Genomic DNA, 16,263 nt, shown 5'->3' with positions numbered 1-16,263 from the left:
TATTTCATAAATTTAAATAATGAGCATCGAGATAGCCATATTGTTTTTTATTATAATTGTGGTGATAGTTTTGTTTGCCCTGGAAGTCTTCCCTGTAGATAAAATTGCTTTCTTTATCCTTGCAGCTCTATTATTAACTAATATTGTTAGTCCCGAAGAAGCTATTTCTGGCTTTTCAAGTCCTGCTACCATTACAGTGCTGGCTCTAATGATTATTGCTATAGGCCTGGAAACAAATGGGGTTATAGATTGGCTTGCCAGCGGGCTTAAGAATTTACGCTTTCTTCCAATATTTATTATGGTACCTGTTTTTATGTTTATAGCAGGGAGTATTTCAGCATTTATCAATACCACGGCGGTAGTGATTGTTTTTATTAAAATTATCACAGAATTATCGGCTAAATACGATATTCCAAATTCAAAATTGCTTTTACCAATTTCTTTCGCTGGAATTATAGGCGGAAGTTGCACGCTTATGGGTACTTCTACCAACCTTATTGTTAATGCGGTAGCAATAGATCGTGGAATAGAACGTTTCGGGTTTTTTGAATTTACCTGGTATGGCGTGATTTTTTTGATCATCACCATAGTAATTGTGAGTGCGCTGGTAAAATTGCTTCCCAAAACCAAAAAGACGAAAATCACCGAGGATTATAACCTGGACGAATATATCACCAAAGTAATTATCACAAAAAATTCTGGAGTAATTGGTAAGAGTATTAGTGAGACCTTTTTGTATGATAATGACGATATTGAAGTACTAAGGCTTAAGCGAAATGGGATTATTAACGACCGTCCCGGGAAGTTTACCAGCCTTAAAGAAAACGATCAGCTTTTATTACGCTGTAATCTTGAAAACCTTATAAAACTAAAAGATGCTGACGGTTTTACAGTTATAAAAGACGAAGACAATAGAAAACTAGCCGATCCTATTACTGACTCTGAAGAACTGGAAGAAAATGTACAGGTGGTAGAAATTTTGATGCTCCCCAACTCCCCACTTATAGGAAAAAGTATAAAAACAGTGGGTTGGTATGACCTTCACGGCGCTGTTCCGCTGGCGATTAGAAAACGAAGAAATTTTAGAAACCCGAGAAGACGAATTTTTAATCGAGGAAAAGATGAAATTGAATTAAGGGTTGGAGACCGTTTGTTGGTTGAAGTTAGCGAAAGCGCCCTGGACGAACTTCAAAAGATTGAAAATGTAACTATTTTACAACAGCACAAGAATATTGAAATTACTACCAAAACCAAAAAATATCTTTCGCTGGCAATTTTATTAGTAGTGATCGGGCTTTCGGCATTTTCAATTTTTCCAATTCTAAAAAGCGCCCTTATAGGCTGTTTTTTAATGATCTTCACCAAGTGTATAGATCTCGGTAAAATTTATTCCCAGGTAAACTGGCAAATTATTTTCCTCCTGGCAGGTATGATTCCCCTTGGCGTGGCGATGAATAACACCGGCGCCGACCAATGGATATCAGACCAGTTACTACTGTTGTTTGAAAATAGAACCGATACTATTGTTATTGGAATCTTGTTCCTGGTTACGATGGTTTTAAGCGGATTTATCTCCAATAATGCCACGGCTATTATTATCACGCCTATCGCTATAAGTATCGCCGCGAGTATGCAAATGGACCCAAAACCCTTTATTTTGTCGGTGCTATTTGCTTCTAATTTTAGTTTTTTTACTCCCGTTGGTTACCAAACCAATACCATAATTTATGGAATGGGAATTTATCGCTTCAGGCACTTTTTTATCATTGGCGGTATCGTTTCCCTGGTACTTTGGGTTACTGCCTCCCTCCTGCTTTCCGCTAGTTTATAATTAGGAATCTGGTTTAAATTCCGGTATTTTTGAAAAAATTTATGCCGCGTTTACTCGATAATCGAGACTTAAATGTTCGCACTTTTGAATACAAATTAGAATATTAATTTTTCTGTGAATTTCTCATGAGCTTACCCAAAAGTCGCCTACTTGTAATTGGCTGTGTGTGGCCCGAACCTAATTCTTCTGCCGCCGGTAGCCGAATGCTGCAATTACTCCAATTTTTTCTCGCTGAAAATTATAAAATCACCTTTGTAACTACCTCAGCTCGTAGCGAATTTGCTGTAGATTTAGAAAAGATGAATATCACTTCGGAAGTGATAAAAATGAACCATCCTTCTTTTGATGAAATGCTGAAAAGAATCTCCCCAGATTTAGTGCTTTTTGATCGGTTTATGACTGAAGAGCAATTTGGCTGGAGAGTAGATGAAATTTGCCCTGAAGCGGTGAAAATATTAGATACTGAAGATCTTCATTTTCTACGAAAAACACGCATAGAAGCTTTTAAAAAAAATATTCCCGCAGAAGAAATTTATTTTGATGCCGATATCACCAAAAGGGAAATCGCGAGTATTTATCGCTGCGACCTGAGCTTAATAATTTCTGAAGTTGAAATGAAATTACTTCAGAAGGAATTTAATATACCTCAAAACCTTTTGCATTATCTGCCTTTTCTGCTCGAACCAATTTCCGAAGAAGAAAAGTTAAGTCTGCCAGCATTTAAAAACCGAAAAGACTTTATAAGCATTGGTAATTTCTTACACGAACCCAACTGGAATGCGGTTTTATATTTAAAAGAAAAAATCTGGCCTTTAATTAGACAGGAACTTCCAGATGCTAAGCTCAACATTTACGGGTCTTATCCTTCGCAAAAAATCTGGAACCTTCACAACGAAAAAGAAGGTTTTATCGTACAGGGCCGTGCCGAAAATGCTGAAATAGTAATGAAAAACGCTAAAGTCTGTCTCGCACCCATACAATTTGGCGCCGGTTTAAAAGGAAAGCTCATACAGGCAATGCAATGTGGAACGCCTTCGATAACTACAGCTATTGGAGCCGAAGGAATTGCCGGAGCGCTTGATTGGAATGGCTTTATAACAAACCAGCCGAAAGATTTTGCCCAAAAAGCCGTACAGTTATATTCTGAAGAAAATCTTTGGGAAAATTCGGCAGAAAATGGTTTTAGAATAATTAATTCAAGATTTAATAAAGAGGCATTTCAGCATAAACTTTCAGAAAGATTATTAAACCTCATTCAAAATATAGCTACCTACAGGCAAAAGAATTTTATAGGGAAAATGCTTCAGCATCATCAACATAGAAGTACTTATTTTATGGCTAAATTTATTGAAGAAAAGGAAAAAAGATAAAATTTTATAAAAGGCACAAGTCCCGGAAGATTTAATTCTCTATTATCGAGTAAACATAATTAGCTAAGTCTAAAACAAAAAAACCGCCGGTTAGCCTACCGGCGGTTCCACTACACAAAAGGAACAGTTTCCTGTTCACAAACAGAAATCAAACAAATTGAGGTACTTGTTGCTCCTCAAACAATTTATGGTTTAAACCCTGCAGGGTTTGTATCTTATTTTTGGTATCTACGAGTAAAGAAATATTGTTATCGCTTCCGCCATAAGAAATCATTCTCACAGGAATATCATTTAATAATTCGAATAAGCGGCTCGTGCTTTTATCTTCAATAAGTCCCTCGCCAACAATACAAATAATACTGTGATCTTTCTCTACTGTTATCTCGCCGTAAGCGTTTAATTCTTCCAGAATTACATCTAAATTCCTATCGTCGTCAATGGTTAGGGAAATGGCAATTTCTGAAGTGGTAATCATATCTATTGCGGTCTCGTATTTATCAAAAACTTCAAAAATCTTTTTAAGGAAACCGTGCGCCATTAACATTCGGTTCGATTTAATTTTAATGGCAGTTATTCCATCTTTTGCTGAAATTGCTTTAAGTCCGCGGGAATGAATTTCAGCTGAAATTTTAGTTCCGGGGAGATCGGGAGTAAACGTATTTTTTAGAAATAATGGAATCTGTCTTTTTATAACCGGAGAGATCGTTTGCGGGTGCAAAATTTTTGCGCCAAAATAAGCGAGCTCGGCAGCTTCCTCAAAACTCAATTCGGCAATTGCGTGGGTATTTTCAACGTAACGAGGATCGTTATTATGAAATCCATCAATATCAGTCCAAATTTGAACTTCATCAGCCTGAACTGCTGCGGCAAGTATTGTTGCGCTGTAATCGCTTCCACCTCGTTTTAAGGTGCTAATATTATTTTGCGCATTAATTCTTACAAAACCCTGGGTAATGTAAATATCAGTGGGTTCCAGGTTTTCTATATTCTGCTGAAATAATTTACCAACTAAATCTGTATCAGGGTTTTCCAGGTTTGAAACCTGCATAAAATCTTTGGCATCCAGGAAGTTATTTTGAATTCCTGAATTGGTAAGAAAAGTAGAGAAAATATAGGTAAGCATAGTCTCACCGGTGGTCACAACTTCAGCGTAAACCTTTTCAGAATATTTATTGCGGCTAATTTCCTGTAAACCTTCAAGCACATTGTTCACAAAAGCTTTGGCATAAGAATTCAACCCAGGTTTGTCTATAAGTTCATCTATAGTAGATTCGTGCTTTTGTTTTAATTCAGCAATAATAGAATTAATAGCTGAATGATCTCCAAGCTTAATATTTTCGGTAATTTCTACCAGTTTATTAGTCACCCCGGCCATTGCCGAAAGTACAAGAACTTTCTTTCCTTCTCTTGAAGCTAATATGTTCTTAACATTCCTAATGCTTTCTACAGATCCTACTGAAGTACCACCAAACTTTAATACTTTCATTGCTAAATATTTACTCACTATGTGAGATTTTTAATTTGAAATATTCTTTTTGTTATTCCGGTTTTACTAACTGAAATAATTTGATGCATAATTAGAATTAAAGCTTCCTGCAACAAAAAATATCTATCAATTTATATACATTTGCACAAAATGTACAATATTTAACAATGAAGACGATTACTACCTGTGTTCACGATATAATTAGACACCAACCTTTTTTGGATGATGCAATTGCCCGGGATATTGTAAATTTTAGCGGACTGGCAGAAGACATACAGCCACAGGTAGAAAAGGAAATGCGGAAACCGGTGAAACAAGGCTCAATAATTATGGCCTTAAGGCGTTATGCACCCCGTAGAACCAAAATTAATATGCAACATTTACGCGAGCTTGGTGATATTGTTGTGCGATCTGGAATTACAGAATATACCTTTTTAAATTCCAATACTATTATTGCGAATAAAGCGAGATTGCTGGATGCGGTAAAAGACCAAACCGGGGTTTACCTTAATTATTCGAGTAATTACCAGGAGAGTAATATTTTGGTTTCTTCCAGCCTTACTAATCTGGTTGAAGATTGCTTTAGAAACGAGAGAAGGGTTTCTATTAAAGAAGAACTTTCTTCAATAACCATTGCCCTGCCTAAAAATAGTTCGCAGTTTGTAGGTTTGTATTTTTATCTTTTTAAACTCCTTGCCTACGAAGGAATTCCAATTTTTGAAATGATTTCTACCTCAAACTATTTTGCGCTTTTCTTAGAAAAAGAGTACGTGAATCAGGCGTTTTTGTTGATTAATGAGATAAAAAAGTAGATAAAAGCTCCCCTCCTTTCAAAGGAGGGGAATGAATTCAGCTTTGCTGAAGAAACCGGTGGTTTACCCCGTTCCAAATTTTATAGATAAAAATCTTTAGTTATACGGTTGGTTATATCCCATTACCAAAATTCAAAATAGAATCCAGAAATTACTACCGCTGCAATGAGAATAAATAAAATGGCAATAATAAAACCGATTCCGAAATTAGTTTTCTTATTATCCTTTAAAATATAATCTTTTTCTTCGTCGTCTTTCTTAAGTTCCATTGGTTAGTTTTTCTTCAAAATTAGTATTTCTTGAATTTAACAATGATAAGGTATTCTTAAATTATTGAAGTTGGTACCACCAAACCGAGTTTTGAAAATTCATAGGTAAAACCAATTGATTTTTTTCAGCATCAAATAAAATATCCCCAGAGCTTTTTTCTGAAGTTAATACTTCTTTAAGTTCCCCGTCTTTCTCAATAAGATAAATTGTACCAGTAGCCCAATCTGAAATATAAAAGGCATCATCACCAACTGGTTGAACGCCGTCTAAATTGCCAATTCCTTTTTTAGATACTTTTTCGATCTCGCGGGTATCCATATCAATTTTTAGGAAATTTCCGTTCGTATTTTCTCCCCAGGCAGCAGCGTAAAGATAATCTTTGTGAGCATAAAGACCGTTTACATATTCCAACCTTGTAGTGTTCAAATATTCAATAATATCGCCATCTTCATTTTCAGGAACCATCAACATATTTGGAGTATCGTTGGGTATTAAATAAATAGCACTTTTGCCTGAATCTGAAATAAAAATATTTCCTGCAGCGTCTGCGGTAATATCATTTAAGGATTTGGCACCTTCAACTTCTATACGCTTTGTTATTTCTGAATTTTCAATACTAATTTCAATCACTTCAGTATTATTGGTAACATAAACTTTACCATCTTTTACCAGCAAACCTTTTGGATCTTTTAAACCATCTATCCATTTTAGCTCAATAATTTCTCCTTCAGCAGAAACCCGGGAAATAAATCCGTCTCCGGCTATTTCATCGGCCATATTCGAGATATAATATTCATTTTTATCGTCATTAAAAACCACTGATTCGGGATGGCTAAATCCATCTACTTTTTTTATTAAAGTAGCAGAAGTACTTTGGGCATAAACGCCACTGCAAATAAATAGGCATAAAAAAACGAGTTTTATTCTATGTAGCTTCATAATATTCTTTGTTAGTTTTTATAAAGATACAAAATAGAAAATTTCAATTTTTAAGGCTTTGTACTGATATGCTCCTAAATATTTGCTAATTCTAAACTTTGAAATTTGTTTTCAGCTAAATTAGTCCTGACTTAACCTATAAACTGTTAATTATGAAAAATATCATTAGGGCTATTCTCGCTGGTTGGGGCGCCAAAAAACTTGGTGGCGGTTGCGGATGTATAGGAATTATCGTGGTATTTATAATCCTTTGGATAATCCTTGGTTACCTTGGCCTCGGATAATTATTCATATTCGGCCATAATAGTGTTCCATTCCATTGTTTTCATAACTCCAATGAGAATAGGATCTATCTTATTTAATAATACCGAATTCTTTGGAAAGCTATACCCGTAATAATCTTTTTTTAGGGTTTTTGGGAGGACTTCAATATCATCTTCCAATCCGCTTCTTTTTAATTCATAGCGTAAAATGGGCTCATCGTAAACAAAAAGCTTCGTTTCTTTATTTTTTAAAAGCTCCATTCCCTCTTTTTCGCTCATAACTTCGGTATGCTGAATATTGTAGAGATTTAATAATTCCTGGGCACTGCTGCTTCTTACAGTTGTAACTTCAAAATTAGAGAGATCCTGTACACCTGTAATTTCATCGTTCATAGTTTGAACGGTTAGAGATGAAGCAATTCCGGCTGTTAAACTGGAAATAATAATTATAGCCATAAACATCCAGATTAAGCCAATTATACGCCCGCCGGTAGTTCTGGGCGATTTATCTCCATAACCCACCGTTGTCATAGTAACGGCGCTCCACCAAAAACCTTCGAGAATTCCGCGGGAACCGCCACCAAACTCTTCGGCATTCTTTTTACGCTCAAAGATCCAAACCAGAAAGCCAAAAATGAAAATTACCGCTAATAAAATAAGTATTGCTGAAATAAAATTCCAGCTAAATAAGTTGGCTAAATAACTAAAAACCTGAGATTCACTTCTTTTGGCTACACCGGTATGCGATATAAAATAAGGCTGGGAAAAATCCATTCGCTCCATTCGGTTATCGGTAACCGTAACCGGATTAATACTAAAATCTACTTCGTTGTTTTCTATAGCGTTTAATAAATCGCCCAGGGAAGCATATTCTTTAAACTTATAATTAAATTCTAGCTCTTCATTTACCAATTCCCAGGCCTCAATGCTAAGTCCGGCGTATTCCCCATTTTCCTTCATCACAAAAGGAGGTGTTGGGGTAACACCAATTACGAGTGTTTTTGAGAAATCCAGGCTATCTGGAGCCTGTTGCGCATTAAAACTGAAACTTGAAATTAATAGGCTAAATAGAAAAAAGTATTTTTTAATCATTAAGAATTATTCTTTTGTGTTTTTATTCTTTGAAATTGAATCTATTGGAACCTCATAATAGATCTTTAATTTTTTACGACCAAATTCCCTGGCTTTTTGTACATCCTCGTCCATGTAGATGTCAATTTTGTTTTTCCAGCGGTAATGCATTTTATCTTTTACAAGAAAAACGCTGTCAAAACCTTCAATTTTAACCTGCGTATTATGCTCTAACCCTTTTTTGATTAAATCCCTGGAAACTGCGATTGCTCTTAAACCGGGTTTTAAAGTATCTCCCCAGGCAGTTATATTTGCACCACCGGCACCGGTTTGCCAGCTAAGGGAATTATAGGCTGAAGCGGTAACTTCCAGTGTATCCCAAACGGTTGTCGGCTCCGACTCTTTATTATTAAAATTACAAGCTAAAAAGCCGAAATAAATAACTATTAAAAAAACTATTATCCCGGCTTTCATACTTATTATTTTAAATTCTTAGATTAACTCAACTTCCAGCCATCGCGATAGTCTCTACGCACAAATTGATTGGCTTCATCAAAATTAGTAACGCGCATTTCTTCTGAGTTCCAAAGCATTTTTATATCACGCCCGGGATATTCAAAATAGGTATCTCCATTATCACGTTTCTTTTCATTTCTAACATCATACCCTCTAATGGCTAAATTGGCAATTAATAAAGTTTCAGTTAGTGGCCCTGCAATTTCAAAAGGAGAACTCAGTTCTTTTTTTCCGTAGCCGGCAATTGCGCCTTCTACCCATTGTGCATAATGGCCTTCTTCCCCACCGGGAACGCGATCATATTTCTCAGCAACATTTACTTCATCGGTTTTTGAAGTTGGCAATAAACGTGGATTTCTACCGTAAGTACCACACATCATTTTTCCTTTATCGCCAATAAATAATACGCCGTTGCCACCATCACCAAAAGTTTCATTTGGGCCAAGTTCTTCCGGTCTCTTTGGTTTAATCCCACCGTCCATCCAATGCAAGGTTACATCTTTATTGGTTTTGTCGGTTTTAGGGAACGTCATTACCGCATGACTTGAAGGTGGGCAACTTTCGGGGAAATAACCTCTTTTAAATTCATCTACATACACACTTCCAACGCTACACTGCACATCTTTTGGATGGCCCAGGCCTAAAACACGGTATGGCGCTTCAATTAAATGGCAACCCATATCGCCAAGTGCACCGGTACCATAATCCCACCAGCCACGCCAGTTAAACGGAACCAAACCTTCTATATATTCTCTCTTAGGAGCGGTATTTAACCATAAATCCCAGTCTAAACCTTCAGGCACTGCGGTTGTTTTTCCTTTTGGCCACGGAATTCCCTGCGGCCAAACCGGTCTATCTGTCCACACATAAACGGTATGTACTTTTCCTATAAGATCGGCATCATACCACTCGCGCATTTTTCTTACGCCATCACCAGAAGCTCCCTGGTTTCCCATTTGGGTAACCACTTTATATTTTTCTGCAGCTTCAGTTAATTGCCTGGCTTCGTAAATATCGTGGGTAAGCGGTTTTTGAACATATACCGGTTTCCCGAGTTCCATAGCGGCTAAGGCCTGCACAGCGTGACCATGGTCTGGTGTTGAAATAGAAACCGCATCTATATTTTTGGCTTCCTTTTCTAACATTTCCCGGTAATCGGTATAGAATTTAGCTTTTGGGAAACGTGCTACAGAATTTGCAGCTCTTTTCTTATCAACATCGCATAAAAAACCAATATCGGCTTTACCTGATTGATAAAAGCTATTAATATCACTTTCACCTTTTCCTCCTACTCCAATTCCCGCAATCACTAATTTATCACTCGGGGCTAAAAAACCGGCGCCTCCCATTACGTGCCTGGGAATAATGCTAATTCCTGCGGTGGCTAACGCAGTTGTCTTTAAAAAACTTCTTCTGGAATTAGATTTAGAGGTTTCATCTTTTTTCATTTGTTTCAGGATTTAAGTTAAGTGGTTAAGCTTATTAAAATTTTTCTAAATTTTGAGTTAATAAATGTATTTACTTATTCCGGGAATTCCAATTTAAATATTAAGCACCTGTCTTTCAGAGTGTAGGATTTCAGATGAAACCTTAATTTTAAATGTTAAGATTTTTAAAAGATTACAGGATTAAAGGTGTCATAATTTGGAAGCGGATTTTATAACTGTACCTTTGCACTCTTTAAAGGGCATATTTTTAATAAAGCCCATTATAATTTTGAAAAACAACATTATGAGTCAAGTAAAAGCAAATGACACGGTAAAGGTACATTACACAGGTAAACTAGCTGACGGGCAGGTTTTTGACAGCTCTGTAGAAAGAGGTGAGCCTATAGAATTTACTATGGGACAAGGACAGCTTATCCCTGGTTTTGAGAAAGGCCTTATCGATATGAAAGTGAACGAGAAGAAAACCATAAATATTCCTAAAGAAGAAGCTTACGGGGAGCCAAGAGAAGAGCTTGTGCAAGAAGTTGAAAAAAGCCAACTTCCTGAAGAAATTAAGCCGGAAGTAGGAATGGGGCTTGTTTCTAAAAGTCCTGATGGGCAGGAAATGAACCTTGTGGTTAAAGATGTAAAAGACGAAACGATTGTGGTAGATGGAAATCACCCACTTGCAGGAAAAGATCTGGTATTTGATCTTGAAGTAGTAGAGATCAAATAAGTTCTTTTTAACTTATATTTAAAAGCCCGAAGCCTAATGGTTTCGGGCTTTTCTTTTTTATACTAATAAATTGGGGTTAATGTTTTGATAATAATTTTAGGTTGGTCATAATGATTTTTATCTTAGAGAAAATCAACAAAAAATATTATTATGATAAGAAATGGAAGCGCAGTTTGGAAAGGCAACCTTAAGGAAGGAAAAGGAACGGTAAGCACGCAAAGTGGCGTTTTAAAAGAATCGCAATATTCTTTTAAAACAAGGTTTGAAGACGGAATTGGCACCAACCCCGAAGAACTTATAGGTGCCGCACATGCCGGTTGTTTTACCATGCAACTCTCGGCTAATCTTACTGAAGAAGGTTTTGCACCCGATGAGTTAGAAACTAAATCTGAAATTACTTTTGAAGATGGCGCTGTGAAAAAATCGCATTTAATTTTAAAGGCAAAAGTAAAAGGAATTGATAAAGCACAATTCGAAAAAGTTGCCAAAGACGCTAAAGAAAATTGCCCAATTTCAAAATTACTAAATACCCAAATCACTTTAGAGTCTGAATTGATTCAATAGATTAAATTGAAAAATTAGGATTATAGCTACAAGAGGCTGCTTAAAAAGTTTTTAAATCGTCATTCTGAATTTATTTCAGAATCTAAGAAAGTATAAAATTAAAACTTGTTAGAAGCTGAAATAAATTCAGCTTGACGAAACCGGATCTTTTTAAACAGCCTTTTTTTAATAAGAAGCTTTTAAAGCTGTAAATAGCTGTTTCTTAAAAACTGAATCCATTTTATTATTATGCACAAATTTTTGGTTTACTTCCAGCTCAATGCCAATATAATTGTCCGGGAATTTCTTACGTAGGTAAGTAGTAAAACCATCTGCTCTACCCAAATATGGATAATTAAACCTGATTTTCAATTCAGGATTTTGATTCTTTAAATTCTGCTTAAATTTTTTACTGAATTCTTTTTCCCTCGGTCTTGCAGGGTCGTACAGCAATCCAATTTCTGTATTTCTTATTATACCATTTAATTCTGGTGTAAAAGTATGTACCGAAAAATGCAACACTTTCTCCCCTTCTCTAATAAATGCTGAAATAGCTTTTTCAATAGAGTTTCGGTAAGGAAAATAATAGTTTTCTAAAATTTCTGTTTTCTCCTGAAGGGATATTTTTCCGGTAAACTCAGAGAATAAGTTGGGATGCCCTTTAGATCTATTTACTTCAACCAAAAGCCTCCCAGTTTGTTGAAATTCTTTAAAATCGGCTAACACTTTTAATTCTTTAAACAAATCCAAAGCACCAGGGTCATAACCTCGATGTGAGTTCAGCGTATCTTCAGCATTTAAAAATAAGTCATTGTATTCCTTCGGAATTCTATTAAAAGCGTGTTCGCAGGTTAAAACCAGTTTCAAGGTTTAAAAAATTTATTTTCTTCAAGACAATCGGCTAACCTAAAATAGGTTTTTTTAATATTTTGTTCAGAAAAATCATCATTTAGCGCCTTTAAAATTCGGGTAGAAAGACTTCCGTTATTCAATAAGAACTTAATACTTTCCTGATGTTTTGGTGCAATATTCCTTTTTACTTTTGAAAATAAAATTCGCCAGATCTCTTTAATTTCTATTGTTTGTGAAAGTCCGAAGATTTTCAGGTATTTTTTGTTGGTGATTCTGGTATTTTCAGCATCTTTAATCACGGCATCAAAAATCTCAAAAAGTTCATTCTCGTGCCATTTTTTCTGGTCATCAATAGAAATTAAATCTTCACTAACCAGCAATTTTAAACATTCAATGATAAAAATAGCGATTGCCATATCGGCTTTTGGACATTCCTGAACGTCTATCACGCGAATTTCAATAGCATTTCGGTCAAATCTTGCAATAGCTCCCCTGGAATTTAAAAAATGATGGTCCAGGATATTTTCGGTATCGTGAGGTTTTATTTCCTTGTTAATCGGTTCGAAAATGGTTTTGTAATAATCGTCTTTAGAAAAAACCTGTTCTGGAATAACTTTTCCCGTCATCTCCGGAATTTCCTTTTGGTTGGTTTTATAAACATGCATTCTGGCATCTTTAAAACCGGTGTCTTTTCCTTCAAAAATAGGAGAACTCGCACTTAAAGCAGGAATAATAGGCAAAAGCAAGCGTATTGCTGCGTGTAATTTTTCAAACTCAACATCATCAAAAAACGGAAGGTTAATGTGCATACTTTGCACATTGCTCCAGCCGTGTCCGCTGCAATCAAAAATGCGGCTATAAAGCGCGTAAATCTTACTGGAACTGTGTTTCCATAGCTCAGTTTCAGTTTCAGGCTTCATTAAGGGATGTGCAGCCGAAGGTAAAAGACGGCTATTTTTTTCTTTCAATAATTTATTTACTTCCTTAATATTTTCAGCAAAAAGAAGGTCTAGATGTTCTACATCTCCAGTTGGTCCATTGGTTTTTAGTTCTACGACGTGCGCAACCAGCTCATTGCTCCATTCAATTTCTCCATTTTCTATATCTGAGGTTATTTCTCCATTTTTGCTAATAAAAAGTTGGTCTACAATTGGATTCACCTTAAAACTGGAAGACTCAACAAGCATATATTCCAATTCAATTCCAAAAACTTCAAAAAGATGATATTTCATAAACTATTTCTTTACCAGTCGGTTTTTTAAAGCCGCTAAAATTTCTACGTACACCTGCTCGCCATAATAGGCATCTTCCACTCCAAAATCGATGTTCGGGTTATCATTAATTTCAATTACCAGGGCCTTTCCTCCTACTTCTTTAACATCAATACCGTAAAGTCCCTTCCCCATTAATTTAGCCGATTTTAAAGCAACTTCCAGTATTTTTTTTGGCACCTTTTCAATAGGTAAACAATCGGCATTTCCATCCTGGTCGTCTTTCTCTTTGGCATCCCAGTTATAGATTTGCCAGTGACCTTTCGCCATATAATAGCGGCAAGCATAAAAGGGTTTATTATCCAGTATTCCTATTCGCCAATCATATTCTGAAGGTAAAAATTCCTGGGCGATCACCAATTCAGATTTTTTAAGCATCATTGTTACCAATTCCTGGTATTCAGCCGGTGTGGTAGCTTTCTTTACTCCGAAGGAAAAAGTAGAATCTGGAGATTTTAAAACTACCGGCAGCCCGGTGATTTCTAAAACCTTATCAATATTTTCTTTATGGATAATCACCGTTTTAGGAGTAGGAATATTAGCATTTTCCAAAGCCTCGGCCATATACACCTTATTGCAACATTTTAAAATTGCATCGGGATAATCTATAATTGCGATACCTTCCTGCTGGGCTTTTCTGGCAAATGCATAAGCTTCATTATTCACCTCGGTACTCTGCCGAATAAACAAAGCATCAAAAGCAGATAGACGCGATAGGTCTTTTGGCGAAACTATTTCTACATAGAAATCCATTTTTTCAGCAACTTCTACAAATTTCTTTAATGCTTTGGCATTACTTGGCGGTGCGGGATCATCGGGCTGAACTAAAATTGCTAGGTCAAATTCTGCAGTATTGGTACGCGGCGTGTCGTAACGTTTTTTGGCAAAATATTGCGCTGCAAACTCATACATACTTTCTATATGATCTTCCGGTATTTCGGCTTCAGAAATAGCTTTAATACTTTTTATATTCCATTTAGTGGTATAATTGAATTTTATACGCAAAAAAGGAATCTGAAAATGCCGGTGAAACATCGCGCTCAAATCTTTATATTTCTGGGCTACGTTTTGCCCAAAATAGATGCTAAGGGTAAATTCCTGAGATTTTATACTTTTCAGGCTGGTTTGCATTAAATCGTCAAATTCTTCCGAAACTATTTTCACCAGTTTCGGCTCCCTTAAATCAACAATATTTTTTACGGTTGGAATTGCCAAATGGCCACGAGCTTCAGCTAAAAGCGACACGTAGTAACCTTTGGATTGATAAGAATAATCTTTGCAAAGGTTAAAAATTCTCGCGTTTTTAATCTTAGCAAACCCAGGATTGGTGAGATAAGATTGCGCTGAAATTATCTCTACATTAGCCAGTTTTAACTTCCACTTTTCAGGGTGGTTTACTATTATATATTTATTCATTGAGCAGTTGAAAATTCTACCAAATGTAGGAGAAAATTGAATATGTTTTTAATGAAATTTATCAAAATAAGTGAATCAATTTATTTCTTTAATTTTTATTAGTAATTTCAGGGCTTCAATAAAAAGAAATACAATATATATGAAATTAAATCTTCTTAGCCTTGCGCTAATTTTTACGGGAAATCTTGTACTGGCCCAACAAAACAGCGATGAAGCTTTACTTGAAAAAGCAAAAGAAATTCACGAAAACGTAATTACCATAGATACTCACGCTGATATTAATATCAATAATTTCACTGAAGAAAGAAATTATACAATGGACCTGGAAAATCAGGTAACACTACCAAAAATGGAAGCCGGCGGACTTGATGTTGCATGGTTTATTGTGTATACCGGCCAGGATGAACTTACCGATGAAGGATTTAAAAATGCATATGGAAATGCGATGAGCAAATTTGATGCGATCCATAAACTGGTAGAAGATTTTGCTCCAAATAAAATAGGATTAGCTACAAATTCTGAAGAAGTAAGAAAATTAATTTCTGAAGATAAAAAAGTAGCAATGATTGGGGTTGAAAACGGATATTCTATCGGAAAGGATATTAAGAATGTTGAAAAATTTTATAATCTAGGCGCCAGGTATATGTCACTTGCGCATCAGGGCCATAGCCAGTTGAGCGATTCTAACACCGGTGAAGAAAATGACGAATGGCTGCATAACGGACTTAGTGATATAGGAAAAGAAGTGATTACTGAAATGAACCGCCTGGGAATGATGATAGATGTTTCACACCCTTCTAAAGAAGCCATTAAACAAATGTTTGAGCTTTCTAAAGCGCCGCTTATCGCCTCCCACTCCTCTGCTCGCGAACTTTGCAACCATAGTCGAAATTTAGATGATGAGCTTTTACTGCTTTTTAAAGAACACGGCGGGGTTGTTCAAACCGTTGCGTTTAGTGCTTATGTAAATACTCAAAAAACCCAGGCTTTTAATGAGGCTAGCTCTAAAGTTTATGAGAAAAAAGCTGAAGAAATGAGTTTAGAGGTTTTACCTCGTGATTCTGTAAGGGCTTTAAGCAACGAAGATAGAAATGCTTATTATGCCGATTTTCAAAAAGTACGTTCAGCGGCTGCTCCTGAAGTTGAATTACTAAAAGAAGAAATTGAACCCGTAGGAGTTTCAGATTTTGTAGACCATATAGATTATATGATAGATCTTATAGGAATTGAACACGTGGGCATAAGTTCAGATTTTGATGGCGGCGGCGGTATTGACGGCTGGCAGGATGCTTCAGAAACTTTAAATATTACTATAGAATTGGTAAAACGCGGTTATACCGAAGCCGAAATTGCGAAACTTTGGGGAGAAAATTTACTAAGAGTAATGGATGAAGTTGATGCGGTAGCCGCAGAACTTCAAAAAGCCTAAAAGACTGTCAAATTATAATATTAAAGAGGTT

Annotated in this window: 16 protein-coding genes; 7 read left to right on the top strand and 9 right to left on the bottom strand. The window is 36.0% G+C overall.

Annotated features, from left to right (window positions below; translation table 11 throughout):
• Positions 1-19 precede the first annotated feature (19 nt).
• Positions 20-1,831, top strand: coding sequence for an SLC13 family permease (locus B5488_RS03535; RefSeq protein ID WP_079734006.1), 1,812 nt, complete (start codon positions 20-22; stop codon positions 1,829-1,831).
• 125 nt (positions 1,832-1,956) lie between these two features.
• On the top strand, positions 1,957-3,201 hold the full coding sequence (locus tag B5488_RS03530) for a glycosyltransferase family 4 protein (RefSeq protein WP_079734005.1): 1,245 nt from the start codon (positions 1,957-1,959) through the stop codon (positions 3,199-3,201).
• A 148-nt stretch (positions 3,202-3,349) separates the two neighbouring features.
• Here the strand turns inward: B5488_RS03530 and B5488_RS03525 are convergent, their stop codons facing one another.
• A complete protein-coding gene (locus B5488_RS03525; RefSeq protein WP_079734004.1) occupies positions 3,350-4,687 on the bottom strand; it encodes an aspartate kinase in 1,338 nt (445 codons plus the stop codon).
• Positions 4,688-4,854: 167 nt separating this feature from the next.
• On the opposite strand from B5488_RS03525, the gene B5488_RS03520 reads away from it, so the two are divergent.
• Positions 4,855-5,499 carry a hypothetical protein gene (locus B5488_RS03520; RefSeq protein WP_079734003.1) on the top strand — a complete coding sequence of 215 codons (645 nt, stop codon included), beginning with the start codon at positions 4,855-4,857 and terminating at the stop codon, positions 5,497-5,499.
• Between the two features lie 122 nt (positions 5,500-5,621).
• Here the strand turns inward: B5488_RS03520 and B5488_RS17970 are convergent, their stop codons facing one another.
• Both B5488_RS17970 and B5488_RS03515 read right to left on the bottom strand, forming a co-directional pair.
• Positions 5,622-5,768, bottom strand: coding sequence for a hypothetical protein (locus B5488_RS17970; RefSeq protein WP_170065278.1), 147 nt, complete (start codon positions 5,766-5,768; stop codon positions 5,622-5,624).
• A 61-nt stretch (positions 5,769-5,829) separates the two neighbouring features.
• Entirely contained in the window at positions 5,830-6,708 is an 879-nt protein-coding gene (locus tag B5488_RS03515) for an NHL repeat-containing protein (protein ID WP_079734002.1), read from the bottom strand.
• A 152-nt stretch (positions 6,709-6,860) separates the two neighbouring features.
• On the opposite strand from B5488_RS03515, the gene B5488_RS18260 reads away from it, so the two are divergent.
• Positions 6,861-6,992, top strand: a complete 132-nt coding sequence (locus B5488_RS18260; RefSeq protein ID WP_257787182.1) for a hypothetical protein — start codon at positions 6,861-6,863, stop codon at positions 6,990-6,992.
• Here B5488_RS18260 and B5488_RS03510 read toward each other — a convergent pair whose 3' ends face one another.
• From B5488_RS03510 to B5488_RS03500, 3 genes are read right to left on the bottom strand one after another with little or no spacing between them, the layout of a single operon-like run.
• Complete coding sequence (locus tag B5488_RS03510) at positions 6,993-8,063, bottom strand: transporter substrate-binding domain-containing protein (RefSeq protein ID WP_079734001.1); 1,071 nt, start codon at positions 8,061-8,063, stop codon at positions 6,993-6,995.
• A gap of 6 nt (positions 8,064-8,069) precedes the next feature.
• Complete coding sequence (locus tag B5488_RS03505; RefSeq protein WP_079734000.1) at positions 8,070-8,516, bottom strand: 3D domain-containing protein; 447 nt, start codon at positions 8,514-8,516, stop codon at positions 8,070-8,072.
• A gap of 23 nt (positions 8,517-8,539) precedes the next feature.
• Entirely contained in the window at positions 8,540-10,006 is a 1,467-nt protein-coding gene (locus B5488_RS03500; RefSeq protein WP_079733999.1) for a Gfo/Idh/MocA family protein, read from the bottom strand.
• Positions 10,007-10,289: 283 nt separating this feature from the next.
• Here B5488_RS03500 and B5488_RS03495 point away from each other — a divergent pair, with 283 nt between their 5' ends.
• Positions 10,290-10,721 (top strand): FKBP-type peptidyl-prolyl cis-trans isomerase, encoded by a 432-nt coding sequence (locus B5488_RS03495; RefSeq protein ID WP_079712447.1) that lies wholly within the window; start codon positions 10,290-10,292, stop codon positions 10,719-10,721.
• 150 nt (positions 10,722-10,871) lie between these two features.
• Positions 10,872-11,285 (top strand): OsmC family protein, encoded by a 414-nt coding sequence (locus tag B5488_RS03490; RefSeq protein ID WP_079733998.1) that lies wholly within the window; start codon positions 10,872-10,874, stop codon positions 11,283-11,285.
• A gap of 165 nt (positions 11,286-11,450) precedes the next feature.
• Here the strand turns inward: B5488_RS03490 and B5488_RS03485 are convergent, their stop codons facing one another.
• Genes B5488_RS03485 through B5488_RS03475 form a run of 3 tightly spaced genes read right to left on the bottom strand, consistent with a single transcriptional unit; the run spans position 11,451 to position 14,803 of the window.
• Positions 11,451-12,131, bottom strand: coding sequence for an N-formylglutamate amidohydrolase (locus B5488_RS03485; protein ID WP_079733997.1), 681 nt, complete (start codon positions 12,129-12,131; stop codon positions 11,451-11,453).
• Positions 12,128-13,348 (bottom strand): carboxylate-amine ligase, encoded by a 1,221-nt coding sequence (locus B5488_RS03480; RefSeq protein WP_079733996.1) that lies wholly within the window; start codon positions 13,346-13,348, stop codon positions 12,128-12,130. Before B5488_RS03480 ends, B5488_RS03485 begins: the two co-directional genes overlap by 4 nt.
• 3 nt (positions 13,349-13,351) lie before the next feature.
• The gene (locus B5488_RS03475; protein WP_079733995.1) at positions 13,352-14,803 is read right to left on the bottom strand and encodes a RimK family protein; all 1,452 of its coding nucleotides are present in this window, start codon (positions 14,801-14,803) and stop codon (positions 13,352-13,354) included.
• A 139-nt stretch (positions 14,804-14,942) separates the two neighbouring features.
• Between B5488_RS03475 and B5488_RS03470 the strand changes: the two genes are divergently transcribed.
• The gene (locus B5488_RS03470; RefSeq protein WP_079736517.1) at positions 14,943-16,232 is read left to right on the top strand and encodes a dipeptidase; all 1,290 of its coding nucleotides are present in this window, start codon (positions 14,943-14,945) and stop codon (positions 16,230-16,232) included.
• The last annotated feature ends 31 nt before the right edge of the window (positions 16,233-16,263 follow it).

It is taken from the genome of Salegentibacter salegens (assembly GCF_900142975.1).
GTDB classification, from domain to species: Bacteria; Bacteroidota; Bacteroidia; order Flavobacteriales; family Flavobacteriaceae; genus Salegentibacter; species Salegentibacter salegens.
This window is presented reverse-complemented; position numbering and strand designations above follow the sequence as displayed.